This window comes from Brevundimonas sp. MF30-B (genome assembly GCF_004683885.1).
Classification (GTDB): Bacteria; Pseudomonadota; Alphaproteobacteria; order Caulobacterales; family Caulobacteraceae; genus Brevundimonas.
The window spans coordinates 2,674,866-2,699,289 of record NZ_CP038440.1; the positions used below are offsets into that span (position 1 = coordinate 2,674,866).

The 24,424-nt window shown below is 70.0% G+C and carries 27 protein-coding genes; 9 read left to right on the plus strand and 18 right to left on the minus strand.

Features of this window, described 5'->3' with window-relative positions:
- Positions 1 to 7: 7 nt before the first annotated feature.
- From E4M01_RS13590 to mnhG, 4 genes are read left to right on the plus strand one after another with little or no spacing between them, the layout of a single operon-like run.
- Positions 8 to 1,591, plus strand: a complete 1,584-nt coding sequence (locus E4M01_RS13590; RefSeq protein ID WP_135065534.1) for a monovalent cation/H+ antiporter subunit D — start codon at positions 8 to 10, stop codon at positions 1,589 to 1,591.
- On the plus strand, positions 1,588 to 2,079 hold the full coding sequence (locus E4M01_RS13595; protein ID WP_209316047.1) for a Na+/H+ antiporter subunit E: 492 nt from the start codon (positions 1,588 to 1,590) through the stop codon (positions 2,077 to 2,079). Before E4M01_RS13590 ends, E4M01_RS13595 begins: the two co-directional genes overlap by 4 nt.
- Entirely contained in the window at positions 2,076 to 2,360 is a 285-nt protein-coding gene (locus E4M01_RS13600; protein WP_135065537.1) for a K+/H+ antiporter subunit F, read from the plus strand. The genes E4M01_RS13595 and E4M01_RS13600 overlap by 4 nt, the downstream gene beginning before the upstream one ends.
- Entirely contained in the window at positions 2,357 to 2,698 is a 342-nt protein-coding gene (gene mnhG, locus E4M01_RS13605) for a monovalent cation/H(+) antiporter subunit G (protein WP_135065540.1), read from the plus strand. The genes E4M01_RS13600 and mnhG overlap by 4 nt, the downstream gene beginning before the upstream one ends.
- An 8-nt stretch (positions 2,699 to 2,706) precedes the next feature.
- Here the strand turns inward: mnhG and murG are convergent, their stop codons facing one another.
- Genes murG through E4M01_RS13655 form a run of 10 tightly spaced genes read right to left on the minus strand, consistent with a single transcriptional unit; the run spans position 2,707 to position 13,959 of the window.
- Entirely contained in the window at positions 2,707 to 3,789 is a 1,083-nt protein-coding gene (murG, locus tag E4M01_RS13610) for an undecaprenyldiphospho-muramoylpentapeptide beta-N-acetylglucosaminyltransferase (RefSeq protein WP_135065543.1), read from the minus strand.
- Positions 3,790 to 3,793: 4 nt separating this feature from the next.
- Positions 3,794 to 4,972 (minus strand): putative lipid II flippase FtsW, encoded by a 1,179-nt coding sequence (gene ftsW / locus E4M01_RS13615; RefSeq protein ID WP_135065546.1) that lies wholly within the window; start codon positions 4,970 to 4,972, stop codon positions 3,794 to 3,796.
- Positions 4,969 to 6,348, minus strand: a complete 1,380-nt coding sequence (gene murD / locus E4M01_RS13620; protein WP_135065549.1) for a UDP-N-acetylmuramoyl-L-alanine--D-glutamate ligase — start codon at positions 6,346 to 6,348, stop codon at positions 4,969 to 4,971. Before murD ends, ftsW begins: the two co-directional genes overlap by 4 nt.
- 1 nt (position 6,349) lies before the next feature.
- Positions 6,350 to 7,459 carry a phospho-N-acetylmuramoyl-pentapeptide-transferase gene (mraY, locus tag E4M01_RS13625; protein ID WP_135065552.1) on the minus strand — a complete coding sequence of 370 codons (1,110 nt, stop codon included), beginning with the start codon at positions 7,457 to 7,459 and terminating at the stop codon, positions 6,350 to 6,352.
- Positions 7,460 to 7,479: 20 nt separating this feature from the next.
- The gene (murF, locus tag E4M01_RS13630; protein ID WP_135065555.1) at positions 7,480 to 8,931 is read right to left on the minus strand and encodes a UDP-N-acetylmuramoyl-tripeptide--D-alanyl-D-alanine ligase; all 1,452 of its coding nucleotides are present in this window, start codon (positions 8,929 to 8,931) and stop codon (positions 7,480 to 7,482) included.
- A complete protein-coding gene (locus tag E4M01_RS13635) occupies positions 8,924 to 10,378 on the minus strand; it encodes a UDP-N-acetylmuramoyl-L-alanyl-D-glutamate--2,6-diaminopimelate ligase (RefSeq protein ID WP_135065558.1) in 1,455 nt (484 codons plus the stop codon). The genes murF and E4M01_RS13635 overlap by 8 nt, the downstream gene beginning before the upstream one ends.
- Positions 10,375 to 12,138: a penicillin-binding protein 2 gene (locus E4M01_RS13640; protein WP_135065561.1), complete on the minus strand. Its 1,764-nt coding sequence runs from the start codon at positions 12,136 to 12,138 to the stop codon at positions 10,375 to 10,377. The genes E4M01_RS13635 and E4M01_RS13640 overlap by 4 nt, the downstream gene beginning before the upstream one ends.
- Positions 12,135 to 12,545 carry a cell division protein gene (locus E4M01_RS13645; RefSeq protein WP_135065565.1) on the minus strand — a complete coding sequence of 137 codons (411 nt, stop codon included), beginning with the start codon at positions 12,543 to 12,545 and terminating at the stop codon, positions 12,135 to 12,137. Before E4M01_RS13645 ends, E4M01_RS13640 begins: the two co-directional genes overlap by 4 nt.
- Positions 12,542 to 13,489 (minus strand): 16S rRNA (cytosine(1402)-N(4))-methyltransferase RsmH, encoded by a 948-nt coding sequence (gene rsmH / locus E4M01_RS13650; RefSeq protein ID WP_135065568.1) that lies wholly within the window; start codon positions 13,487 to 13,489, stop codon positions 12,542 to 12,544. The genes E4M01_RS13645 and rsmH overlap by 4 nt, the downstream gene beginning before the upstream one ends.
- The gene (locus E4M01_RS13655) at positions 13,486 to 13,959 is read right to left on the minus strand and encodes a division/cell wall cluster transcriptional repressor MraZ (RefSeq protein WP_135065571.1); all 474 of its coding nucleotides are present in this window, start codon (positions 13,957 to 13,959) and stop codon (positions 13,486 to 13,488) included. Before E4M01_RS13655 ends, rsmH begins: the two co-directional genes overlap by 4 nt.
- A gap of 325 nt (positions 13,960 to 14,284) precedes the next feature.
- Between E4M01_RS13655 and E4M01_RS13660 the strand changes: the two genes are divergently transcribed.
- On the plus strand, positions 14,285 to 15,070 hold the full coding sequence (locus E4M01_RS13660; protein WP_135065574.1) for a class I SAM-dependent methyltransferase: 786 nt from the start codon (positions 14,285 to 14,287) through the stop codon (positions 15,068 to 15,070).
- 6 nt (positions 15,071 to 15,076) lie between these two features.
- Here E4M01_RS13660 and E4M01_RS13665 read toward each other — a convergent pair whose 3' ends face one another.
- The gene (locus E4M01_RS13665; protein WP_167765434.1) at positions 15,077 to 15,529 is read right to left on the minus strand and encodes a DUF3617 family protein; all 453 of its coding nucleotides are present in this window, start codon (positions 15,527 to 15,529) and stop codon (positions 15,077 to 15,079) included.
- A 204-nt stretch (positions 15,530 to 15,733) separates the two neighbouring features.
- On the opposite strand from E4M01_RS13665, the gene rpmB reads away from it, so the two are divergent.
- Complete coding sequence (gene rpmB / locus E4M01_RS13670) at positions 15,734 to 16,030, plus strand: 50S ribosomal protein L28 (RefSeq protein ID WP_135065580.1); 297 nt, start codon at positions 15,734 to 15,736, stop codon at positions 16,028 to 16,030.
- Between the two features lie 84 nt (positions 16,031 to 16,114).
- Here the strand turns inward: rpmB and thrS are convergent, their stop codons facing one another.
- The 4 genes from thrS to E4M01_RS13690 form a co-directional block, all read right to left on the minus strand.
- The gene (gene thrS / locus E4M01_RS13675; RefSeq protein WP_135065583.1) at positions 16,115 to 18,046 is read right to left on the minus strand and encodes a threonine--tRNA ligase; all 1,932 of its coding nucleotides are present in this window, start codon (positions 18,044 to 18,046) and stop codon (positions 16,115 to 16,117) included.
- Between the two features lie 2 nt (positions 18,047 to 18,048).
- A complete protein-coding gene (yidD, locus tag E4M01_RS13680; RefSeq protein ID WP_135065586.1) occupies positions 18,049 to 18,312 on the minus strand; it encodes a membrane protein insertion efficiency factor YidD in 264 nt (87 codons plus the stop codon).
- A 77-nt stretch (positions 18,313 to 18,389) separates the two neighbouring features.
- On the minus strand, positions 18,390 to 18,860 hold the full coding sequence (locus E4M01_RS13685) for an iron-sulfur cluster assembly scaffold protein (RefSeq protein ID WP_135065589.1): 471 nt from the start codon (positions 18,858 to 18,860) through the stop codon (positions 18,390 to 18,392).
- 37 nt (positions 18,861 to 18,897) lie between these two features.
- Positions 18,898 to 19,698, minus strand: a complete 801-nt coding sequence (locus E4M01_RS13690; protein ID WP_135065592.1) for a tetratricopeptide repeat protein — start codon at positions 19,696 to 19,698, stop codon at positions 18,898 to 18,900.
- 77 nt (positions 19,699 to 19,775) lie between these two features.
- On the opposite strand from E4M01_RS13690, the gene E4M01_RS13695 reads away from it, so the two are divergent.
- Positions 19,776 to 21,155: a M17 family metallopeptidase gene (locus E4M01_RS13695; protein ID WP_135065595.1), complete on the plus strand. Its 1,380-nt coding sequence runs from the start codon at positions 19,776 to 19,778 to the stop codon at positions 21,153 to 21,155.
- Between the two features lie 54 nt (positions 21,156 to 21,209).
- Positions 21,210 to 22,079 (plus strand): C40 family peptidase, encoded by an 870-nt coding sequence (locus tag E4M01_RS13700; RefSeq protein ID WP_135065598.1) that lies wholly within the window; start codon positions 21,210 to 21,212, stop codon positions 22,077 to 22,079.
- Between the two features lie 59 nt (positions 22,080 to 22,138).
- On the opposite strand, the gene E4M01_RS13705 is transcribed toward E4M01_RS13700, so the two are convergent.
- Positions 22,139 to 22,894: a cytochrome c family protein gene (locus E4M01_RS13705; RefSeq protein WP_135065603.1), complete on the minus strand. Its 756-nt coding sequence runs from the start codon at positions 22,892 to 22,894 to the stop codon at positions 22,139 to 22,141.
- A gap of 154 nt (positions 22,895 to 23,048) precedes the next feature.
- On the opposite strand from E4M01_RS13705, the gene E4M01_RS13710 reads away from it, so the two are divergent.
- The gene (locus E4M01_RS13710; protein ID WP_135065606.1) at positions 23,049 to 23,771 is read left to right on the plus strand and encodes a 3-deoxy-manno-octulosonate cytidylyltransferase; all 723 of its coding nucleotides are present in this window, start codon (positions 23,049 to 23,051) and stop codon (positions 23,769 to 23,771) included.
- 16 nt (positions 23,772 to 23,787) lie between these two features.
- On the opposite strand, the gene E4M01_RS13715 is transcribed toward E4M01_RS13710, so the two are convergent.
- On the minus strand, positions 23,788 to 24,192 hold the full coding sequence (locus E4M01_RS13715) for a hypothetical protein (protein ID WP_135065609.1): 405 nt from the start codon (positions 24,190 to 24,192) through the stop codon (positions 23,788 to 23,790).
- The gene (locus tag E4M01_RS14625) at positions 24,189 to 24,311 is read right to left on the minus strand and encodes a hypothetical protein (RefSeq protein ID WP_256359956.1); all 123 of its coding nucleotides are present in this window, start codon (positions 24,309 to 24,311) and stop codon (positions 24,189 to 24,191) included. The genes E4M01_RS13715 and E4M01_RS14625 overlap by 4 nt, the downstream gene beginning before the upstream one ends.
- Between the last annotated feature and the right edge of the window lie 113 nt (positions 24,312 to 24,424).

Consider the following 24,424-nt stretch of genomic DNA (forward strand, 5'->3'; position numbering starts at 1 on the left):
CGGGCTCATGGACCATCTGATCATCCTGCCGGTGGTGCTGCCGCTGGTGGTGGCCTCGGCCATGCTGCTGATCAACGAGCGGCGGCACCGGCTCAAGGCCGGGCTGAGCCTGGGCACGACCGCTCTTCTGGCGGTCGTCGGCCTGACCCTGCTGCATCAGGCGGCGACGGGCGGCGAAGGCGGGGCCGACACCGCGCGGGTCTATGCGCTGGGCGACTGGGCGGCGCCCTACGGCATCGTGCTGGTGGCGGACCGGCTGTCCAGCATGATGCTGGCCCTGTCGTCCGTCCTGGGGCTCGGTGCGCTGATCTTCGCCCTGGCGCGCTGGGACCGGGCGGGACCGCGATTCCACGCCCTGTTCCTGCTGCTGCTGATGGGAGTGAACGGCGCCTTCCTGACGGGCGACCTGTTCAACCTGTTCGTCTTCTTCGAAGTCATGCTGGCGGCGTCCTACGGCTTGCTGCTGCATGGTTCGGGGACCGAGCGGATCCGGGCGGCGCTGGGCTATATCGCCATCAACCTGACGGCCTCGCTGTTCTTCCTGGTCGGCGTGGCGCTGATCTACGGTTCGACCGGCACGCTCAACATGGCCGACCTGGCCATGCGCATCCCGATGCTGCCCGCCGAAGACCGACCGCTGTTCGAGATCGGCGCGGCCATCCTGTCCATCGCCTTCCTGGTCAAGGCCGCCGCCTGGCCGCTGGGCTTCTGGCTGCCGGGCGCCTACGCGGCCGCCTCGGCGCCGGTGGCGGCGGCGTTCGCCATCCTGTCCAAGGTCGGCGTCTACGTCGTGATCCGCCTGCATCTGCTGCTGTTCGGCCCCAACGCCGGCGACAGCGCGGGCTTCGGCCTGGACTGGCTGTTGTGGAGCGGGATCGCGACCATCGTCTTCGGCACCGCCCTGCTGCTGGCCTCGCGCAAACTGGTTCGCGCGGCGGGCGCGGCGGTCATGATCTCCTCGGGCACCATGATCGCCATCGTGGGGACGGGCGACGGCCAGGCCCTGGCCGGCGCGGTCTTCTACCTGGCCGGCTCGACCCTGGCGGCCGGAGCCCTTTATCTCGTCGCCGAGATGATGAGCCGGGGCGGCCAGGACGTGGAATCGGATGAGGTCCCGGTCTTCGAGGACGAGTATCAGGACCCTCTCGACAACGCCGAGCAGGAAATCGGCCTGGTCATACCCGCCGCCACCGCCGTCATCGGCGGCTTCTTCCTGGTCTGCACCCTGATCCTGGCGGGCGTGCCGCCACTGGCGGGCTTCATCGGCAAGCTGGCGGTCTTCGACGGCCTGCTTCAGGACGCGGGCGCCCAATCCTGGCGCACGGGCCTGATGATCGCGGTGCTGACCCTGTCCAGCTTCGGCGTGCTGATCGGCCTGGTCCGGTTCGGGGTGGACGCCCTGTGGGTTCCAGCCGAGGAGACGCCGCCCGCAGTCCGCGCGCCAGAGTTCGTGGCCGTGGCGAGCCTGCTGGCGGCCTGCCTGGCCCTGACCGTCTGGGGCGAGGCCGCCTTCGCCTATGCCCAGCACACGGCCGAGTGGCTGGTCCGGCCCGACGCCTATGTCGTCAACGTCCTGGGGCGTGTCCAATGATGGCGCGCATCCTGCCCCACCCGATCCTGAGCGTGGCCCTGGCCGTCAGCTGGGTGCTGCTGACCCGATCGACCGCGCCCGCGACCCTGATCGGCGCCGTTCTGATCGGCCTGACCGTGCCCTTCGTCATGCGCTCGCTTGAGCCTGATCGGTCCGAAGTGCGCGCCCCCGGCGCCATCCTGAAGCTCGCCGGCCTGGTCATCGTTGATGTGCTGCGCTCCAACTACGCCGTGGCGGCCATCATCCTGGCCGGCAAGCGGCGCGAGCGGGTGTCGGGCTTCATCCAGGTGCCGCTGGACCTGAAGAACCGCTACGGGCTTGCCGTCCTGGCCATCATCCTGACCTCCACGCCGGGCACGCTGTGGGTTCAGTACGAGTCGACCACCGGGCGCCTGCTGCTGCACGTCCTCGACCTGGTCGACGAGAGCGAGTGGGTTCACCTGATCAAGAACCGGTATGAATCCCTGCTGATGGAGATCTTCCCATGACCTCCGCCGCCGTTCTGTTCTGGGGGCTGGGCCTGGCGCAGGTGCTGCTGGCCCTGGCCCTGGCCCTGGCGGCCTTCCGGGCGCTGTACGGTCCGCGCGCGCAGGATCGGGTGCTGGGCATGGACACCCTGTATCTGAACGCCATGCTGCTGATCGTGGTGTTCGGCGTGCGCACCGGGTCGCCGCTCTATTTCGAGGCGGCGCTGGTGATCGGCCTGGTCGGTTTCGCCGCCACCGTGGCCCTGGCCAAGTTCCTGATGCGCGGCGAGGTGATCGAATGACCGGCGCCGAACTGCCGCTGTGGGCGGCCTGGATCATCGTCATTCTGGCTGTGGGCGGCGCCGCCCTGTCGCTGATCGGGGCCCTGGGCCTGGCGCGGCTGCAGCGCTTCTACGACCGGGTGCACGCCCCGACGCTGGGGGCGACCCTGGGCATGGTGCTGATCCTGCTGGCCTCGATCGTCTTCTTCTCGATGACCGAGGGCCGGCTGATCCTGCGCGACCTGCTGATCGGCCTGTTCCTGACGGTGACAACGCCCGTGACGCTGATCCTGCTGGCCCGCGCCGCCGTCTATCGCGACCGCACCGAAGGCGACCCCGACGCCCCGCCGGACCTCTAATCCGCCGTCTAGCGCGCGATCGATTCCGCCAGGTCGGCCAGGCGCTGGGTCGCATCCAGATGGGCTGCGGTGCGCGCGGCGTCCGACATCGCCTTCAGCCGCTGCGGATCGCTCAGCAGGGCCCCCAGCCGCTGGGTCAGGGCCGACAGGGTCGCCTCGTCCTCGGTCAGCACCTCGGCAGCGCCTGCATCGGACAGGGCGCGGGCGTTCAGCGTCTGGTGATCGTCCATGGCGATCTTCAGCGGGATCAGCAGCGACGGCGTGGCCGTGACCGCCAGCTCCGAACAGGTCGAGGCGCCCGCCCGCCCGATCAGCAGGTGCGCCCCGCCCAGCCGCTGGGCCATGTCGCGGAAGAAGGGCGCGACCTCGGCCCGAACGCCCGCCTCCAGATAGGTCTGCGACGCCGCCTGCATCGTCTCGGGCCGCGACTGCTGCGACACCTCCAGGCGCGCACGGATCGCCTCGGGCAGGGCCGCCAGAGCCTGAGGCACGGCCTCCGACAACAGGCGCGCGCCCTGGCTGCCGCCGGTCACCAGCACCCGGATCGGCCCCTCATCCGGCGCGGCGTAGATGCGGCCGGCCAGCGCGGCGATGTCGGCGCGAACCGGATTGCCCGTCACGGTCGCATTCGACTTCACCTGATCCGGCGCCTTCTCCAGCGTCGCAAAGGCCGAGGCGACGCGAGTGACGAAGGGCGCCAGGGTCCGGTTGGTGCGGCCCAGGACCGCGTTCTGCTCATGGATCAGGGTGGGGCGGCGATCGACGATGGCCGCCACCAGCGCCGGCGCAGAGGGATAGCCGCCGAAGCCCACCACCACGTCCGCATCCAGCCGGGCGAAGGCGTCGCGCGCCTGCATCACCCCCCGCCCGATGGCCAGTCCCGCCTTGACCAGGCCCAGCGGCCCGAGCCCAGTGGCGGCGTCCAGCGCCAGCCGCTCTTCGGCCGGAAAGCCCTGCGCATAGGCCTCACCTCGGGCATCGGTGGCCAGAACCACGCGCCAGCCGCGCGCGGCCATCTCGCGGGCCAAAGCCTCGGCGGGAAACATGTGGCCGCCGGTGCCCCCGGCGGCGACGACGCACAGTCTGCTCATCGGTCTATCCCAGGAAACGACGCCGGGGCGCGAAGCTGGCCCCCGGCTCATAGGCGCCCGGTCGGCGACGGGTCAGGGCCAGGGCGAAGCCCATGGTCAGACCCATGGCCACCATGGACGATCCGCCATAGCTGATGAAGGGCAGGGTCATGCCCTTGGTGGGGATCAGGTTCAGATTCACCGCCACATTGATCGAGGCCTGCAGGCCGATCAGCATGAACAGGCCCGCCGCCGCCGTCTGCTCGAACGGATCGGTCAGCTTCATGGCGCGCCGCATGCCGCGAATGACGATGAAGGCGTACAGGCCGATGACGATCAGGCTCAGGATCAGGCCGAACTCCTCGGCGCCGACGGAATAGATGAAGTCGGTGTGCAGGTCGGGCACATGGCGCTTCATCACCCCCTCGCCCACCCCGCGTCCGAACAGGCCGCCCGCGCGGATGGCCTCGGACGCCCGGTCGATCTGGTGGGTGTCGGTCGAGTCCGGCGACAGGAAGCGGCTGAGGCGGTCCCTCATGTGGCCGAAGATGAAATACAGCGACACCAGCCCGGCCATGCCGGCCGAGGCGATGACCGCCATCCACTTGAACGGCACCCCCGCCATGAAGAAGACGGCCATGAAGGTGGTCGTGATCAGCAGGGTCTGGCCGATGTCCGGCTGGATCAGCAGCAGGCCGACGGTCAGGGCGTAGAGCGCAAAGGCGATCGAGACGCCCGGCACGCCCTGCCCCTTCTGCGCCTCGGCGAACATCCAGGCGGCGAAGACGATCAGGCCGGGCTTGGCGAACTCCGACGGCTGCAGGCTGAACGGGCCGAGACTCACCCATCGCGCGGCGCCCTTCACCGTGTCGCCGATGAACGGCAGGGCGGCCATGACCACGATGGCGCCCAGCAGGGCCAACACCGCCAGCCGCCGCACCCCGCGCGGCGACAGCAGCGACGCCACCAGCATCGTCGTCAGCCCCGCGCCCGAGAAGACGATCATCCGCCAGGAATAGTGGAACGGGTCGCGGATCGATTCGTCGGCCAGGATCGCCGCCGGACTGGCGGCGAAGCTCAGCGCCACGCCCAGCGCCATCAGGGTCAGGGCGGCGGCCAGCAGACCCCGATCCACCGTCCAGAACCAGCGGGCGACCAGGCTCTGATCGTTGCGCGAAAAGGCGGGGCTGTAGCTGTGCGTCATGGCGCCTTCGCCGAAATCTGGGCCAGCACGGCGGCGCGGAACGCCTCGCCCCGCGCCTCGAAGTCCGGATACTGGTCGAAGCTGGCCGCCGCCGGGCTCAGCAGCACGACCGCCGGACCGCCCTCGGCCGCCGCATCGGCGGCCGCCGCCTGGACCGCCGCCTCCATCGTCGTGCTGACGACGTGGGGGGTGTCGCCCAACGCGCGCGCGAAATCGGGGGCCGCCTCGCCGATCAGATAGGCGCGGGCGATGCGGGGAAACAGGTCGGCCAGGCTGTCGATCCCGCCGTCCTTAGCGCGCCCGCCGGCGATCCAGAACACCCGCTCATAGGACGACAGCGCCTGGCGCGCCGCATCGGCGTTGGTGGCCTTGGAGTCGTTGATGAAGCGCACGCCGTCCATCTCGGCCGCCGGCTCCATGCGGTGTGCGAGGCCCGGGAAGGTCAGCAGACCCTCCACGGCCTGCTCGTGCAACACGCCCACGGCGCGCGCGGCGGCATAGGCGAAGGCCGCATTCTGGGCATTGTGCCGACCGGGCAGAGCCAAGGCCTCGGTAAGATCGATACGCGCGTCGCCGGCGATCAACAGCCCCGGCGTCGCCTGTAGGTCCCCATCCTGTGCAGAAGCGGGCGACGTCGTGACGGTCCGCACATGGCGTCCCTCGTGTTTCAGCCCATCGGCCACGGCGCGGCCCGCCGCCTCGTCCACGCCGACCAGGGCCAGGCCCGCGTGGGCGAAGATGCGCCGCTTGGCCGCGACATAGCCCTCCATGCCGCCGTGGCGGTCCAAGTGATCGGGCGTGATGTTGGTCAGCATCGCCACGTCGGGGGCAAAGCTGGTCGTCAGGTCCAGCTGATAGCTGGAGCATTCGATCACATAGACTGGGTCCGCCGTGGGCGCAGGCAGCGCCAGCACGCCGATGCCGATGTTGCCGCCGACATGGACCGTCAGCCCGGCCTGCTTCAGCACCCAGCCGATCAGGGCGGTCGTGGTGGACTTGCCGTTGGTGCCGGTGATGGCGACCACCTGCGGCCGATGGCCGTCGGACAGGGCGGCGAGCGCGCGGGCGAACAGCTCCAGATCGCCGAGGATCTCGACCCCCGCCTCGCGCGCCTTGTCCACGCTCCAGTGCGGGCGCGGATGGGTCAGGGGCGCGCCGGGCGACAGCACCAGAGCGGCGAAGTCCGACCAGTCGGCCGTGGTCAGGTCTTCGACCACGAAACCTTCGGCCTCGGCCTGCATCCGGCCCGACACGCCGTCGTCCCACAGCACCGGCAGGGCGCCGCCGGCCTTGAGCGCGCGCGCCGCCGTGATCCCCGACCGTCCCAGGCCGAAGACCGCGACCCGCCTGCCCTCGAAGCCGGGAACCGGGATCATTTCAACGCAGCTTCAGGGTCGCCAGGCCGGCGAGCGCCAGCATGGCGGAGACGATCCAGAAGCGGATCACCACCGTCGATTCCGGCCAGCCCATCTTTTCGAAATGGTGGTGGATTGGCGCCATTAGGAAGATCCGCTTCTTGGTGGCCTTGAAGTAGCCGACCTGGATCATGACCGAGGCCGCCTCGATGACGAACAGGCCGCCGACGATGCCCAGCACCAGCTCGTGCTTGGTGGTCACGGCGATGGCGCCCAGCGCGCCGCCCAGGGCCAGCGAACCCGTGTCGCCCATGAAGATCTTGGCCGGGGGAGCGTTGTACCAGAGGAAGCCCGTGCCCCCGCCGATGATGGCCGCGCAGAAGATGGCCAGCTCGCCCGCGCCCGGCACGTGGTGGACCTGGAGGTATTCCGAGAAAACGAAGTTGCCGACCAGATACGAGATCACCCCGAACGCGGCGGCCGCCATCATCACCGGCACGATGGCCAGGCCGTCCAGGCCGTCGGTCAGATTCACTGCATTAGAAAAGCCCACCAGGGTGAAGGCGGCGAAGATCACATAGAACCAGCCGATGTTCAGCAGCACGTCCTTGAAGAACGGAAAGGCGATGGAGGTCTCCAACCCCGGCGAGGTCGGCGAGGCCGTCATCCACAGCACCGTCAGCACGCCGGCGATGACCGACACCACGACCTGGGCGGCCAGCTTCTGTTTCGACGTCAGGCCGGCCGAGCTCTGTTTGGACACCTTGGCGTAGTCGTCGATGAAGCCCAGCACGCCGAAGGCGGCGGTCACCAGCGACACGATCCAGATGTAGGGATCGGTCAGGTCGGCCCACAGGAAGACGCCCGCCGCGATGCCCGCCAGGATCATCAGCCCGCCCATGGTCGGGGTGCCGACCTTGGACAGGTGCGACACCGGGCCGTCGTCGCGGATCGGCTGGCCCTTGCCCTGGCGCGCCCGCATCCAGTTGATGAAGCGGCTGCCCATGGCCACCGCCACGATCATCGCCGTGGCCATCGCCAGGCCGACCCGCACCGTCTGGTACTGGATCAGGTTCAGCAGCGGATAGTCGCGGGCGACGTCGGCGAAGTGGAGATAGAGCAGGTAGAACATGGGTGGAGTCTTCTTTCGCCCTATCGCGTCCCGCGCGGCGGGCCGCTGCTTGAGGGCGCCGGATCGGTGGGGTCAAGCGGCGCCGTATCCAGCGCCGCCAGCGCCTTGGCGACGAGGGCGGCCTTGGAGCCGTTGGAGCCCTTGACCATGACGATGTCGCCAGGGCCGGCGAGCACCGCCGCCTCGGCCGCCAGTTCGGCCGCCGTTTCGCGCCACAGGCCGCGCCGCGCCGCCGGCAGGGCGTCGTGCAGGCGCTTCATCTCGGGTCCGGCCGTGTGGACCAGGGCGATGTCGGCGGCGACGATCGGTCCGGCCAGCCCCTCGTGCAGATCACGCGCGCGGCCGCCCAGCTCCAGCATGTCGCTCAGCACCACCACGCGGCGCCCGCCCGCTCCGGGAGTGCGCGCGCCCAGCGAGCGGAAACCCGCCGTCATCGACATCGGATTGGCGTTATAGCTCTCGTCGATCAGGGTGAAGGCGCCCTCAGTTGTGCGCACCACCTTGGTTTCGCCCCGCCCCGCCAGCGGCCGGAAGTCGGCCAAGGCCTGCAGCACCAGGTCGCGCGACACGTCCAGCGCCTCGAGCATCAGCAGCACGCACAGGCTGTTCAGCCCCCAGTGCGCGCCGGACTGGGCCAGCCGATAGTCCAGCGTTTCGCCGTGCAGACGGGCGCGCACAGTCGCGCCTTCGGCGTCGGGGGTGAAGTCGATCAGCCGCGCCTCGCAGCCCTCGCCCGTTCCGAAGCGCCAGACCTGACCGGCGTGCCGACCCGCAACGGCCTCGACGATGTCCGCCTGGGCCACGTCGGCGTTCAACACCGCCACGCCGCCCTCGGCCAGGCCTTCGAAGATGGCCGCCTTCTCGCGCGCCACCCCGGCCTCGCCATCGGAAAAGGCCTCGATGTGGACGGGCCCGACGGTTGTGACGCAGGCCGCGTGCGGACGAACCATGCGGCTGAGAGGCGCGATCTCGCCCGGCGCGTTCATGCCGATCTCGAACACGGCGCGGTCGGTCCCACGCGGCATCCGCGCCAGGGTCAGCGGCACGCCGATGTGATTGTTGTAGCTCTTGATAGAGCCGTGGCTGGTCCCGGCCAGCTCAAGGCCTGCGCGGATCGCCTGGGTGACGCTGGTCTTGCCGACCGAGCCGGTCACCGCGCCGCGCTTCGTGCCCTGGGAGCGATCGCGCGCGGCCTGGCCCAGCGCCTCGAGCCCCTTCAGAACATCGGGCACGACGACGAACGGACCGCCCTCGACGGGCCGCTCGACCAGCGCGCCGACCGCGCCAGCGGCGAAGGCCGAGGCGGCGAATTCATGCCCGTCACGCGCGCCCTTCAGCGCCAGGAACAGGTCGCCGGCCGCGATCTCGCGGCTGTTGTAGGTCAGGCCCTCGGCCGTGAAATCGCCGGCCTCGACGCGGCCGCCCACGGCGCGGGCGATCTCGTCGGAGGTCCACAGGGGGGTGTCAGGCATGGGCGGTCAGGGCCTCGGTCGCGACGGTCGCGTCGTCGAAGGGGTGGGTCACGCCCCCGACGATCTGGCCCTGTTCATGCCCTTTCCCGGCGATCACCACCACATCGCCGTCGTCCATCATGGCGATGGCCTGGTCGATGGCGGCGCGACGGTCGCCGACCTCCAGCGCCTGAGGGCAGCCTTGACGCACCATGGCGCGGATCGAGGCGGGGTCTTCCGAGCGGGGGTTGTCGTCGGTGACGATGGCCACGTCAGCCAGCCGCCCGGCGATCTCGCCCATCAAGGGCCTTTTGGCCCGGTCGCGGTCGCCGCCGGCGCCGAAGACCACGATCAGCCGGCCCGTCGCGTGCGGACGCAGCGCCGTCAGCACCGTCTCCAGACCGTCAGGCGTATGGGCGTAATCGACATAGACCTCGCCTCGGCCGGATCCGGCGATGCGCTGCAGCCGGCCCTGCGCGCCCTGAAGCCCTTCCAGCGCGGCCAGAACACGCTCGGCGTCCTCACCCGCGGCGATGCACAGACCGGCCGCCACCAGGGCGTTCGACGCCTGGAAGCCGCCGGCCAGCGGCAGCAGGAGTTCATGAGTGCGGCCGCGCACGTCCAGCGTCAGACGCTGGCCCTCGGGCGTGGCGCGGCGGCCGATAAGCGTCAGGTCACGGCCTCGCTCACCCACCCCCATGACGCCCAGGCCCGAGACGATGGCGGCCGAGGCGAACTCGCAATAGGCGTCGGAATCGGCGTTCAATACAGCCGTGCGCCCGCGCGGCAGCAGGGTCTCGAACAGCCGCAGCTTGGCCGCCCGATAGGCCGCCATGTCGCCGTGATAATCCAGATGGTCCTGGGTCAGGTTGGTGAAGGCCGCCGCCTTCAGCGCCACGCCGTCCAGCCGCCGCTGATCGATGCCGTGCGACGAGGCCTCCAGCGCCAGATGGGTGACGCCCTGCTCCGCCAGGCCCGACAGCAGCCGCGCCGCCTCGCCCGCGTCGGGACTGGTCAGACCCGGCCCCGTGAGGGCCTGGGTCCGGGCGCCCGACTGGGCGGTAACGCCCAGCGTCCCCATGCTGGCCGAGACGTGGCCCAGCGAGGCCCATATCTGGCGGCAGAAGTTGGCGACCGAGGTCTTGCCGTTGGTGCCGGTGACCGCGACGCAGGTCTGCGGCTGCAGGCCGTAGAAGCTGCGCGCCGCGATGGCGTAGGCTCGGCGCACGTCGCCGGAGGTCACCAGCACCGGCGCGGCCTCGGCAGGCGTGTCGGCCGAGGCGAGCACCGCCGCCGCGCCCTTGGCGAGGGCCTGGGGGATGAAGGCGCGGCCGTCCGACTGGCTGCCCGGCAGGGCGACGAACAGCGTGCCCGGCGCGACCTTGCGGCTGTCGGCCGTCACACCGGTGATCTCCGGGTCCGACGGCACGTCGCGGCGCAGCAGTTCGGACAGGCGAAGCGCGCTCATTGGGCGGCCTCGGCCACGGGCTCGGGGATTTTCTCTCCGGTCGCGGTGCGCCAGCGATCGGCCCGCCGCTCCACGCCCAGGAAGGGGGCGATGCGGTCGGCGATGCGGCCCACGGCCGGCGCGGCGACGAAGCCGCCCGTGCGCGGATAGCTGCCCGGCTCGTCGATCAGGATGAAGATGGAATAGCGCTTGGCGTTGGCCGGGCCGTCCGCCGGGAAGACCGCCGCGAACGAACCCACGGCGACCGTCGGATCATAGCGGCCGTTGACCAGCTTGTTGGCCGAGCCGGTCTTGCCGCCGACCCGCAGGCCCGGCGCGTCGGCCCGCCCACCCGAACCACGCACCACATTGCGGCGCATCAGGTCCAGCATGGCCAGAGACGTCTGCTCGGACACCACCTGATGCGTCTGCGCATTGCGCGCGCCGCCCTTGCGCAGGCTCAGCGGCACGAAGCGCCCGCCGTTGGTCAGGGCGCCATAGGCGGCGGCGGCCTGGACCGGGGTGATCATGATGCCGTAGCCGAACGACAACGACGCCAGGGTCGAGTCGTCCCACTTGCCTGGACGACGCGGACGCGCGCTTTCCTTCAGTTCGATCGGGGCGGCGTCCAGCAGGCCCAGGCGCTGGAAATAGGTCTTCATCACGTCTCCGCCCATCTCGACCGCCAGGCGCGAGGTGCCGATGTTGGACGAGTGGATGAAGACGTCTTCCAGCGTCATGATCCGGTTCTGGGCGTGGAAGTCGTTGATGCGCCGGTTGCCGATCATGAAGGTCTGCGACGCGTCGAACAGGGTGTTCATGTCGGCCCGCCCGGTGTCCAGGCCGGCGGCGACGGTGAAGCTCTTGAACACCGAGCCCATTTCATAGTGGGCCGAGGTGACGCGGTTGAGGGTCGCCCCCTCGCTCGCGGCGTCGCGCTGGTCGGGATCGAAGGACGGCCAGCTGGCCATGCCCAGAACCTCGCCGGTCTGGACGTCGGTGATGATGCCCACCGCGCCGCGGGCCTGGGCCGCCTCGGCGGCGGCGGCCAGCTCGTTCTCCAGCACGCCCTGGACGCGCAGGTCGATGGACAGGGCGAAGTCCTGGCCCGCCGCGCCGGCGGCCTTGATCTCCTTGTCGAACGCCAGCTCGGCGCCCGAGACGCCGACGTTGCCCGTGTCGGCCACGCCGAGCAGGTGCCGCGCCGAGGCGCCCAGCGGATAAACCCGGCGATCTTCAGGCTCGAAGGTCACGCCGCCCAAGGCCAGGTCATGCACCGCCGCGCGCTCGGACGGGGTCAGACCCGTCAGCACGATCAGCCGCCGCTCGCCGTTCAGCACGCGGTTCAGGCGCGAGGCGGGAATGCGCGGCAGGGCGGCGCGCAGCTGGCGGAAGGCGATACCCCGGTCCCAGACCTCTCGCGGGTCGATGTAGAGGCCGTAGTGGACGATGTTGGTCGCCAGCAGCTGGCCGTTGCGGTCCGTCAGATCGGCCCGCGCCACCGCGCCCGGCGCCAGTCCTGCGCCGCCGCCGCGCTGCGGTCCCCACAGGGCCGCGTGCGCCGCGCCGATCGCCAGCACGCCGAAGATCACCGAGAAGATGATGACCAGCACGAAGATGCGGACGCGCGTGTCCTCTTCCGGCTTGCCGCTGGCCTTGGCGCGCTCGAAGGCGTGCTCCAGCCCCCACACCAGTTCGCCGACCCAGCGCCAGCCGGGGCCCAGGCGGCGCGGCGCGCCCAGACCGGGGGCGGGACGGTAGTGCGGCTCGTGCACGCTCATTGCACAGCCTCCGCCGGAAGCGGCGCAGGCGCCGTCGTCGCCGGGATCGCGGGCGCCACCACAGGCGCAGGCTCGACCTCGGGCGCCAGTTCGACCAGGCCGTGGGCGTCGGTGACCTGTTTGACCGCCACAGGCTCCAGGCCGGCCTCACGCGACAGGGCCTCCAGCCGCGCGGGCTGCTCCAGCCGCGCCGCCTCGGCGGTCAGCAGACGCACCCGCTGGCGGTTATCCGCGATCTCGCGCTCCAGCTCGGCGATGCGCGAACCCTCGCGTGCGGCGCCCGCCTTGGCGACATAGACCGACAGGATCATCACCGCGACCAGGACGCAGCCGACGATCTCGACCCAGCGCACGCCGCGCACCTTCCAGTCGAAGACCCGCTGGATGGGGGCTGTCAGCGTCCTCATGCCGCCGCCCTCCAGGCCGGAGCGTCGGTGCGGACGGCGGCGCGAAGCTTGGCCGAACGCGCGCGCGGATTGACGGCGCGCTCCTGATCGGTCGCCTCGCGGGCGCCCTTGAAGATCATGTCGAAGCTGGGCCGACGCGTCTCGACCGCGACCGGCGCGTGACGCGAGCCGCCGGGCGCGTTTCCGCTGCGCTCGGCGAAGAAGGTCTTGACGATGCGGTCCTCCAGCGAATGGAAGGTCACCACCGCCAGCCGGCCTCCGGGCGACAGGGTCGCCTCCGCCGCAGCCAGCCCGCGCTCCAGCTCGCCCAGTTCGTCGTTCACGGCGATGCGCAGCGCCTGGAAGGTTCGCGTCGCCGGATGGATAGCCGCGCCGCGCCGACCGCCCAGAGCCTTTTCGACCACTTCGGCCAGATCCAGGGTGCGCTCGAACGGCCGCTCTGCCCGGCGGCGCAGAATGGCGGTCGCCACCCGGCCCGACTGACGCTCCTCGCCGTACAGTTTCAGGATATGGGCCAGCGGCCCGTGCTCCCAGCCGTTGACGATGTCCGCGGCGGTCCGGCCCTCATCAGCCATGCGCATGTCCAGCGGCCCGTCGCGCATGAAGGAAAAGCCGCGCTCGGCCTGGTCCAGCTGCATCGACGAGACGCCAATGTCGAACACCGCGCCGTCCAGCCGCGCCTCGCCCGTTTCAGCAAAGGCCTCGGCCAGGCCCGAGAACGGCGTCTCGATCAGGCGGAAGCGGTCCGGATGATCCGCCGCCACCGCCTCGGCGTGCGGACGGACGGTCGGATCGCGGTCCAGGCCGATGACGCTCGCGCCGGTCGCCAGGATGGCGCGCGCATAGCCGCCCGCGCCGAAGGTGGCGTCGATCATCACCTCGCCGGCGCGCGGGCTCAGCGCCTCGATGACTTCGTTGAGCAGGACGGGGGCGTGAGGGCTCATTGACCCTCCCGCGCGGCGATCGACGCCTTGCGGCGCGCCTCGCCCAATTCACGCAGGGCCTTGCCGGCCAGGGCGCGCTGCGCCTCGCGGTGCGCCAGCCAGGCTTGGCGGTCCCAGATCTGGAAGCGTGAACCAAGCCCCGCGATCACCACATCCTGGCCCAAGCCCATTTCGGCGCACAGGCTTTCCGGCAGGGTGATGCGGCCGCCGGCGTCATAGGCCAGCGGCTTCTGACCCGCGTAGACAGTGGCCTCGAGCGCCGACCGGTACTCGTCGCCGAACGGCAGGCCGTCGATCAGCGCCTGGTACTCGGCGAACAGGCGGTCGCCGCCCGCTTCCAGGCACGGCGCCTCGATGGAGGGAAAGCAGAACACGCCATGCTCGGCGCCATTGTCGGCTGTGCGGAACTCCTGAGGGATCAGGAGACGGCGCTTGCCGTCCAGCTGCTTCTCATAGGTCGAGAGAAACACGCCCTGCCCCATCGGACCTTGAGGTCCGCCCCTGATTGCCAATGCGCCCAAAAGACGGGCGCGCCCCAATGCCTGCTAACGCATTTGGGATAGCATGGGATCAGATGGGTCTCAATGGGATTGATTGACGCTTTTTAACCACGTTCGAGCTGTGTTCACCGCGTTACACCGCCAAAAACGTGAACATACAAAGAACACGCCAAGTATTAACAGGCTGGGGACCCTTTGGTCGCCCAGATGCGGCCAAAAGCATTAACGAAAACGCCGCCTTGCCAGATGCTTTCCCGAGGCGTTCTTTGCGAGCTCGAACCTCGGAGCTGATCCCATGAAGCGCCTCTTTCCGATCCTGACGGCGGCGCTCGCCCTGTCGGGCTGCATCATCATCTCAAACGAAGGAGGCGAACGCACTGTCGCGACCGCTGACGCCCCGACCGCCGGGCTGTCGGCCGCCTACGCCGCCGCCATCGCGGATCCGCTGCGGCCCGCTGAGGAGCGCGAGCGCGATCCCCTCCGCCATCCGGCCGAGATGCTGGCCTTCGCCGAGCTGTCGCCGGGCGACCGCATCGCCGACATCCGGCCCGGCGCCGGCTACTTCACCCGCCTGTTCGCCCGGGTCGTGGGACCGCAGGGGCATGTCTACGCCTTCGTGCCGGATCAGACCTCGGCGCGCGAGAACGCCCGGGCCCAGCCGCTGGTGGACGCCTACGGCAACGTCAGCCTGGTCAACGGGCGGTTGGAGGCCATGCGGTTCGATCAGCCGCTGGACGTGATCTTCGTCAGTCAGGAATACCACGACTTTCACCTGCCCTTCTTCGGGCCGGCCGACATCGCTCAGGTCAACGCCTCGGCGTTCCGCGCCCTGCGCCCCGGCGGCCTGTACGTCCTGATCGACCATCAGGCGCGACCCGGCAGCGGGATCAGCGACACCGCCCAGCTGCACCGCATCGAAGGCGCCCAGCTGCGGCGCGAGGTCGAGGCCGCCGGCTTCGTCTTCGACGGCGAAAGCACGGCCGTGGCGAACCCGGCCGACGACCACAGCCTGAACGTCTTCGACCCGGCCATTCGCGGCCGGACCGACCAGTTCGTCTATCGCTTTAGAAAGCCGGGCTGAGCCCGATCAGAAGTATTCGGCGTTCGCCGGGCACTGGGCGCTTATGCGGCGCGCGGTGATGCTGGCCGGCAGATAGGGCGTGCCACGCGCCAGCTGGGCGCCGCCGCGGAAGCTGAAGCTCTCGGCCTGATAAGGGCCGTTCAGCCGCACATTAATTCGACGGCCCTTGCGGTCCTGGCATGTGCCTTCGAACCGCGCATTGCCGCCGGCGACCTCGCGCACCGGATAGGTGCACTGCCAGCGGCGTGTCGACAGGCCGCCGAAGAATCGGTTGATCTCGCTGGCCCGCACGCATTTCTGCTCGGTGTCGCGCACGCCAACCGCATTGGTGGTGTATTCCCAATAGCCGGGCTGGGGCGTCTGGGCGGGGCTCTGCGCCTGGCCCGGCGCAGCCAGCAGCAGGGCGGCCCCGACGGCGGGGACGGCCAGGGCGGCGGCGCGGTACAGGGAGGGCTTCATCGCTTTTCCTTGGGGCTTGGTGGTCTTCATGGTGATGACCGTGCCAGATGGCGGTTGAACGGCGGCTGAACAAGCTTTGAGCCCGCTCCGAGCCTTGACGGCGGACCCCGCCTTTGTCTATACGGCCCCCTCTCGCGCGGGCCTCGACCCGCGCGTACCTGTTTCATGCGCCCCTTGTGGGCTGCAAGCCCAAGGACTTTGACGATGGCTCGTCGTTGCGAACTCACCGGGATCGGCCCCATGGTCGGCAACTCGGTCAGCCACTCGAACATCAAGACCAAGCGCCGCTTCCTGCCGTCGCTGAAGACCGTCAAGGTCGCCTCGGAGGCCCTGGGCCAGACGTTCTCGCTGCGCATCTCCAACGCTGCGCTGCGCACCCTGGACTACAAGGGCGGCCTGGACGCCTTCATCGTCAAGGCCCGCGACGAGCAGCTGTCGCCGACCGCCCAGAAGATCAAGCGTCAGGTCCGCGCCAAGCTGGCCGAACAGGCCGCCGCCTGAGTCCAGGCGCCTGCGACATTTGAAAAGGCCGGCGGCGACGCCGGCCTTTTTCTTTGCGCGCCAGTCGCATGGGGCGGCCTTGGCTTAGACCTGGCCCCGCTTCAGATCGGGCGGGGTGGCTTCTTCGGTCAGGACGCGGATGGCCTCTTCGACCGTCAGGATTTCCTGAGCCTGCGAACCCAGGCGGCGTAGGGCGACCTTGCCCTCTTCGGCCTCCTTGCGGCCGACCACGGCGATGACGGGCGTCTTGCCGACCGAGTGTTCGCGGACCTTGTAGTTGATCTTCTCATTGCGCAGATCGCTCTCGACGCGCAGCCCCGCCGCCTTGAAGCGCGCGACAACGTCCTGGGCATAGGCGTCGGCGTCCGAGGTGATGGTCGCCACCACGGCCTGCGTCGGCGCCAGCCACAGCGGGAAGGCCCCGGCGTAGTTCTCGATCATGATGCCGATGAACCGCTCGAAGCTGCCCAGGATGGCGCGGTGCAGCATGACGGGGCGGTGCTTGCCGCCGTCCTCGCCGATGTATTCCGCGTTCAGGCGCTCCGGCAGGACATAGTCCAGCTGGATGGTGCCGCAGGTCCATTCGCGGCCGATGGCGTCCTTGACGATGAAGTCCAGCTTGGGCGCATAGAAGGCGCCGTCGCCCTCGGTGACGACGGGCTCGGAGCCGGCCGCTCGGGCGGCCTCGGCCATCTGGGCCTCGGCCTTGTCCCAGAATTCATCGGTGCCCGCGCGGATCTCGGGGCGGGTGCCCAGGCTGATGTAGGCCGTTTCCATGCCCAGATCGGCGTGGACCGAGCGGGCCAGTTCGATGAAGGACCGCGTCTCCTCCACGATCTGATCCTCGCGGCAGAAGATGTGGGCGTCGTCCTGGGTGAAGCCGCGCACGCGCATCAGGCCGTGCAGCGAACCCGACGGCTCATAGCGGTGGCAGGCGCCGAACTCGGCCATGCGCAGCGGCAGTTCGCGATACGAGCGCTGTCCCTGGTCGAAGATCTGCACGTGGCCCGGGCAGTTCATCGGCTTGAGCGACAGTTCCTCCCCCTCGACCGTCTCGCAGACGAACATGTTGGGGCGGTACTTCTCCCAGTGGCCCGAGGCCTCCCAGAACTTGCGGTCCAGGACCTGGGGCGTCTTGACCTCGACATAGCCGGCCTTGTCCAGGCGGCGGCGCATATAGGCCTCGATGACCTGCCACAGCACCCAGCCCTTGGGGTGCCAGAAGACCATGCCGCGGCCCTCTTCCTGCATGTGGAAGAGCTCCATCGACCGACCGATCTTGCGGTGGTCGCGCTTCTCGGCCTCTTCGATGCGCTTCAGATAGGCGTCCAGGTCCGCCTGGTTGGCCCAGGCCGTGGCGTAGATGCGCTGCAGCTGCTCACGCTTGGCGTCGCCGCGCCAGTAGGCGCCGGCCAGCTTGGTCAGTTTGAAGGCCTTACCCACGAACTTGGTCGAGGGGAAGTGCGGCCCCCGGCACAGATCGACCCAGCCGCCCGTGGCGTAGGTGGTGATGGTCTCGTCGGCGGGCAGGTCGCGGATCAGCTCGGCCTTGAAGGTCTCGCCCTTGGACTCGAACAGAGCGATGGCCTCGTCGCGGTCCCAGACCTGGCGCACCAGCTTTTCGTCGCGATCGACGATCTCGGCCATGCGCTTCTCGATGGCGGCGAAGTCGTCGGTCGAGAAGGGCTCGGCCCGGTGGAAATCGTAATAGAAGCCGTCCTCGATGGCCGGGCCGATGGTGACCTGGGTGCCGGGGAACAGCTCCTGCACGGCTTGCGCCAGCACGTGGGCGGCGTCGTGGCGGATGGTCTCCAGCGCGTCGGGGTCGTCGCGCATGATCAGCTTGAAGTCGCCGCCGGTCTCCAGCGGACGGTCCACGTCCCACTGCTGGCCGTTTATCTCGACCAGGGCCGCGCGCTTGGCCAGCGAGGGCGAGATGGAGGCGGCCACGTCGCGGCCGGTGGCCGAGGGCGGGAACTGTCGAACGGCGCCGTCGGGGAATTTGAGATCGATCATCGTCAGTCTGCTTCAGGTCTGTCGCCGAGTTCAGCGCTTGGCGGCGCCGCCGGAACGGGATCGTAGCCCGAACCGCCGAAAGGATGGCATTTGCACAACCGGCGCACGGTCAGCCAGCCGCCCCGCACCGGACCGTGGGTCAGAAGCGCGTCGCGTCCATAGTCCGAACAGGTCGGCAGGAAGCGGCACTGCTGGCCGATCAGGGGGGACAGCGTGAGCTTGTAGGCCCGATAGGCCCCGCGCACGCCGCGTTCATAGAGAGACATTCGTCCCTTCGCCGGGGGCTCGTTGAGGTTCGCCCGGCTTATCCCCCGTCACGCCGGGGCGATCAACCGATTGGACGTCAAGCCGCGCCGGCGAGACGAGTTCGAGTGTCGCTCTGATGCTTGAGCAGGGCCTGATCCACGGCGTCCAGCGTCGCCTCCACCGCCACCAGGGTCGAGGCGTGGCGGGCGGGATAGTCGGCGACCTGTTTCAGCGCGCGCAGGCCCCCGAAACGACCCTCGGGGCCGTCGCCGCCGGACTTGAGCATGGCCGACATGGCGTCGCGGGCGTCGCGGACCTCCTGCGCGGTCGCGCCGATCACGGCCTGGCCCAGAACGCCGGCCGCGGCCTGGCCCAGCGCGCAGGCCTTCACGTCCTGGGCGAAGGCGGCGATGCGGCCCTGATCGTCCAGCACGACGTCGACGATGGCGCGCGAGCCGCACAGCTTGGCCACGCGTTCGCCCGTGCCCTCGGGCGCAGGCAGACGCCCCGCGTGCGGCAGGTTGGCCGCCAGCGACAGGATGCGTGCGCTGTAGAGCTCGTCGATCATGGGAGGAAGATAGGCGCGCCTTACGGGCGAGGGAAGATCAGCCGCCTTGCAGCGAGGACCAGGTGCGGCCACCAGCGGCGTCCGGTCCGGTAGCAGAGGCGGCGCGCAGCCAGGCCAGATTGCGGTCGGCCGACTCGGGCGGAAGTTCGCGGCGCAGGATCTGCTCGGCTTCGGCCATCTTGCCCTGCAGGCCCAGGGCCATGGCCAGGTTCAGCTTGACCTGAAGCTTGGCGCCCGGCTGGGAAACCGCGCGGCGCAGCAGGGGTTCGGCCTCGGCGGCGCGACCCTCGGCCATCAGGGGCATGGCCATGTTGGCAAGCACATCCGGGTTGTCGGGCGACAGGGTCAGGGCCTGACGCCAGGCCTCCTGCGCATCGTCGTGGCGGCGGACCTGCTGATAGGCCGTGCCGAGCAGCGACAGCGCCCGCCAGTCGCGCGGCGCCTGGTCACGGGCCCGTTCCAGGGCGGCGATGCCGTAAAAGGCGTGGCCGCGGGCGATGTGGGCGCGCCCAGCCTCCAGCATGGCTTCGACGTTCGTCGGCTGGACCATCATCACGGCCTGTGCGGTTTCAGCCGCCTGGTCGTGACGCCCGAGTTCGCGCAGAGCCTGGGCCAGCTTGACGCCGGCGACGGGGTCCGCCGGATTGATCTCGTTCTGCTGGGCCCAGAAGACCGAACGGGCCAGCGGGTCGGCGCGATCATAGGCGGCGCGGGTCTGGGCGTCCGCAGGCGTACGCGGCTGTGCGGCGGGCGGCGCCTGTTCCTGCGTCTGCGCCAGCGTCGGCGCGGCCGTCAGCAGCAAGGCGGAGGTTGCGAGTGCGAGGGCGGTGCGCGACATGGATGGAGTCCAGGCTGATCGCATCCAGACTCAAGCCTCGGCGTCAAACTTTGGTTAACGGCTGGAGCCGCCCGCATATGACCGCTTCGAACCACGATGTTCTGATCGCCGCCGATGCGTCCGCCCGGTCCGTGCGCCTGATCGCGGCGGGCGCCGCGCCGGCCTCGCCCTGGGCCGAGGCGCACGACTTCACCGGCAAGACGGGCCAGCTGCTCGTGATCCCCGACGCCGAGGGACGGCCGGTCGAAGCTTGGTTCGGGACGGGCGAAGCCTTCGATCCGCTCACTGTGCGCGGCCTGGCGGCGCGTCTGCCCGCCGGCGAATGGCGGCTCGACGGGGTCGAGGGCGAGGCAGCCGAGATGTCGGCCGTGGCCTGGGGCTTGGGGACCTATCTGTTCGACCGCTACAAGCCTCGGCCCCAGCGCGGGCGCGCGCGCCTGGCCGTGGCCGAGCGCGTAGACCTTGAGGCCTGTCGCCGCATCGTCGCAGCCTGCGCCCTGTGCCGCGAGATGGTGGACACGCCCGCCGCCGACATGGGGCCGCTGCAGATCGAGACGATCGCGCGCGAGATCGCTGAAGCGCACGGCGCGGACCTGTCGGTCACCGAGGGCGAGGCCCTGCTCGAAGCCAACTACCCGGCCGTGCACGCCGTGGGCCGCGCCGCCGCGCCGCACCGGGCGCCGCGCGTCATAGAACTGGGCTGGAGGCTGGACCAGACGGACCGTCCGTTGATCGCCCTGGTCGGCAAGGGCGTGGTGTTCGACACCGGCGGCCTGGACCTGAAGCCCGCCGCCGGGATGCGCAACATGAAGAAGGACATGGGCGGGGCGGCCCACGCCCTGGCCTTGGCGAGGCTGGTGATGCAGGCGAACCTGCCCGTGCGGCTGGTGGTGCTGGTCGCGGCCGTCGAGAACGCCGTGTCAGCCGACGCCTTCCGGCCCGGCGACGTGCTGTCGACGCGACAGGGCCTGACGGTCGAGGTGGGCAATACCGATGCCGAGGGACGCCTGATCCTGGCCGATGTTCTGACGCGGGCGGGCGAGCACGCGCCGGACCTGACGCTGGACTTCGCCACCCTGACCGGTGCGGCGCGTATCGCCCTGGGGCCGGAACTGCCACCGCTCTACACCGACGATGACGCTCTGGCGGACGGCCTTCTGGCGGCTGGACGGACGGTGCGCGACCCGCTGTGGAGGATGCCTCTTCACCCCGGCTATCGTCCAGCGCTTGAGGCCGAGATCGCCGACCTGAGGAACGATCCGGCCGCCTGGGCCCAGGCCGGGTCGGTCACGGCGGCGCTGTTCCTGCAGAAGTTCGCGCCGACAACGGGATCGTGGGCGCATCTGGACATCTTCGCCTGGAATCCGCGCGCTCGCCCCGGCTGGCCCGAAGGCGGCGAGGCGCAAGGACTTCGCGCCGCCTTCCATCACATTTCCGCGTTCGCTGCCGCACATTAACGTCCGCTTCGGCTTCGCGGCCTAGAACGATTGTTCAACCGATCGAGCCGCCGTTTGACCGACGTCCTCGCCCTGATTGATCCCGGACCGCGCCTGGCGCGGCCCGACCTGGCCGAGCTTCGGCTGGAGGGATTGGTGCGCGCCGATCGCTATGCGCAGACCAGCGCCCGGCATGGCGCCGATCCGGCGTCTCCGATCTGGAGCGGCGCGAACGCGGACGCCCGGCGAATCGACGAACTGCTGGCCGGCGAGGTCTTCGATGTCCTGGACGAGACCGGGGGCCGGGCCTGGGGCCGGGCGCGTCGCAGCGGCGTCGTCGGCTGGATCGACCTGGGCGCCCTGAGGCCCGGCGCGTCGGCGCCGACCCATCGGGTGCGCGCCCTGAAGGCGCCGGTTCACGCGGCGTCTAAAGGTGAGACAGCGCAGGCCGCGCCTCTGTTTATGAACGCCCTGGTTCGGGTCGAAGAGACGGCAGGCACCCGTGCGCGCCTGACCGGACGGGGCTGGATCGCTGCCGAGGCGCTGGCGCCGATCGGCGAGTTCGAGTCCGACCTGGCGGTCGTAGCCCAAGCCTTCCTCGGCGCGCCCCACAGCCTGGGCGGCCGCACGGCGGCGGGGACGGATTGCTGCGGGCTCGTGCAGCAGGCCCTGATGGCCTGCGGCCTGGCCGCGCCGCGCTGGGCGTCGGGGCAGGCGGAGCTTGGACGGTCTGTCGAGACGCCGGCGCGCGGCGACCTCGTGGTGTGGCTAAAACCGGACCTTAAGCCGTGGGGCGGGCACAGCGGCGTGATGACGGACGCCGGCCAGGTGATTCACGCCAGCGGACGCGCGGGCGAGGTGCTGATCCAGCCTCTGGCCGAGGTCGCGGCGGCCTATGTCGGCAACGGCTTCGAGCCAGCGATATTCCGACGCCTGTCGACCTAGGCCCCAAACGCAGAAAAGGCGGCCCGAAGGCCGCCTTTTCGCAACTCAATCGACTGAAATCAGCGAGCCGTTGGCGCGCTGGCCGGAGCGGCCGGCGGGGTGCTGGTCGCGGCCGGAGGGGCGACCGGCGTGGCCTGCTCTCCCGGCTGGGCGGCGACGCCCGTGTCCGGGGTTGCGCCGTCCGGAGCGACGGTCTGGCCTTCCGTGCCCTCGGCGATGGGGGCTTCGCCCTCGACGGCGGCTGCGCCCTCGGCGCCCGGTTGACGAGCCGGATCGGGGGCGGGGATGGGGTAGCCCTGCGAGCCCTGCTCGTGCAGCCAGGCCAGCAGGTTGATGCGGGTATTGGTGTCGCGGATGCCGGCGAACGACATCTTGGTGCCGGGGATGTAGCGGGCCGGGGCGGTCAGGAACTGATCCATCTCGTCCCATCCCCAGATCGGAGCCTCGGCCTTGTGCGCGGCCATGGCGTCCGAATAGGCGAAGCCCGGACGGTGCATGACTGCGCCGCCCATGACAGCCCACAGATTCGGACCGATTCCATCGGCGCCGCCTTGGTTCACCGTGTGACAGGCCTGGCAGCGCGCGAAGGCGGCCTGGCCGGCGGCGAGGTCGGCGGTCGGGATGACCGTGCCCCAGTCGGGCGCCAGCTCGGCGGGACCGGCCGCGGCTTCTTCCGGCGCATCCACAAAGTAGCCCATCTTTTCAGGGGCTTCAGTATGATAAATAGCGCCCGACGCTTCCTTGATCACCAGGATGGCGAAGGCCGTGCCCAGCGCGGCGCCGAAAATCTTGTTCCACTTCAGATCGCCGCTCATACGCGTCGTCGCATCCCGTCTCTAGAGCCCCTGACGCGCACGGCGGTGAGCCGCGCCCAGGGGGCGTGTCCTTGCGTGGGCGTCTCTGACACGCTAGCGCCGCCTTCGCAACCGGCCCGGAGTGCTCCGGGCGTCGCAGGGCGCCGTCAAGCCGATGAACCCGCTGATAATGATACCCGCTCGCATGGGCGCCACCCGTCTCCCGGGCAAGCCGCTGGCCGACATCGGCGGCAGGGCCATGATCGTGCGCGCTTGGGAGCAGGCTGCGAAATCCGGTCTGCCGGCGGTCGTCGCGGCGGGCGATCCCGAAATCGTGGAGGCGGTCCAGGTCGCCGGCGGGCGGGCCATCCTGACCGATCCGGCCCTGCCCAGCGGGTCCGACCGCGTCCTGGCGGCGCTGAACGCCGTCGATCCCGACGGGCGGCACGACGCGGTGATCAATCTGCAAGGCGACATGCCGTTCGCCGATCCGGCCATCCCGACCGCCTGCGCGGCCCTGCTGGCCAGCGAGGCCGCGTGCGACATCGCGACCCTGGTCGCGCTCGAAGCGGAGGCCTCGGATCGATCAAACCCGGACGTCGTCAAGGCGGTGCTGGCGCTGGGCGAGGGCGGGACTTCCGGCCGCGCCCTCTATTTCACCCGCTCGACCCTGTACGGCGATGGCCCGGTGTGGCGTCACGTCGGCGTCTACGGCTATCGCCGCGCAGCCTTGGAGCGCTTCTGCGCCGCGCCGCCGTCTCCGCTGGAGCGGCGCGAGAAGCTGGAGCAGTTGCGGGCGCTGGAGATCGGCCTGTCCATCTGGGCCGCCGTCATCGACCAGGCGCCCCTGTCGGTCGACAACCCGGCGGACCTGGAAGCGGCGCGGGCCCTGGCCTGACGCCGCCCCTCGATCCTCAGCCCTGAGGCAGCCGGATCGGATTGCGGATGCGCACCGCCTGGCCGGCGTCCAGACCCAGTTCCTGATAGGTCCAGCTGATCACCGCGCCATCCGCGACCAGGGCCTTGCACAGGTCCGGCGAGCGGCGCTTCAACGTCAGTTCGGCGGGATCGCCGTCCTGGATCGCCACCTCGAAGGTCGAGGTTTCGGTGCAGCCGTTGGAATCGACCCGCACCGACAGGCCACGGCCGTCGAAGGCGACCGAGCGGATCGCCTCCAGCGGCTCGGCCGCCACCGTGGCGGCGTCCCCGCCCGAGCGGACCGTGATCTTCTCGCCCGCCTCGTTGGAATAGATTACGCAGCCGGCCAGCAGGGGCGCGAGCGCGCCTGCCAGAACCAGCCCCTTGAGCGCCGCCTTCACCGCGGCGCTTCCGTCGACGACGAATGGATCACCCGCGTGGTGGGCTTTTCGCTGGAGATGATGATGCAGCCGCTCAGAAGCGGCGCGGCGATGGCGAGGGCGATGACGAAACGAACCATTGGATGTGTCCCCTTTGTGGCTTGGCCGCAAGGTGCCTGCCCGACCGCCCGGGTTCACGTGAATAATCGGAAAGGCGGATGACAAATCGGCAAGGATCGCCCTTGCGCCGATC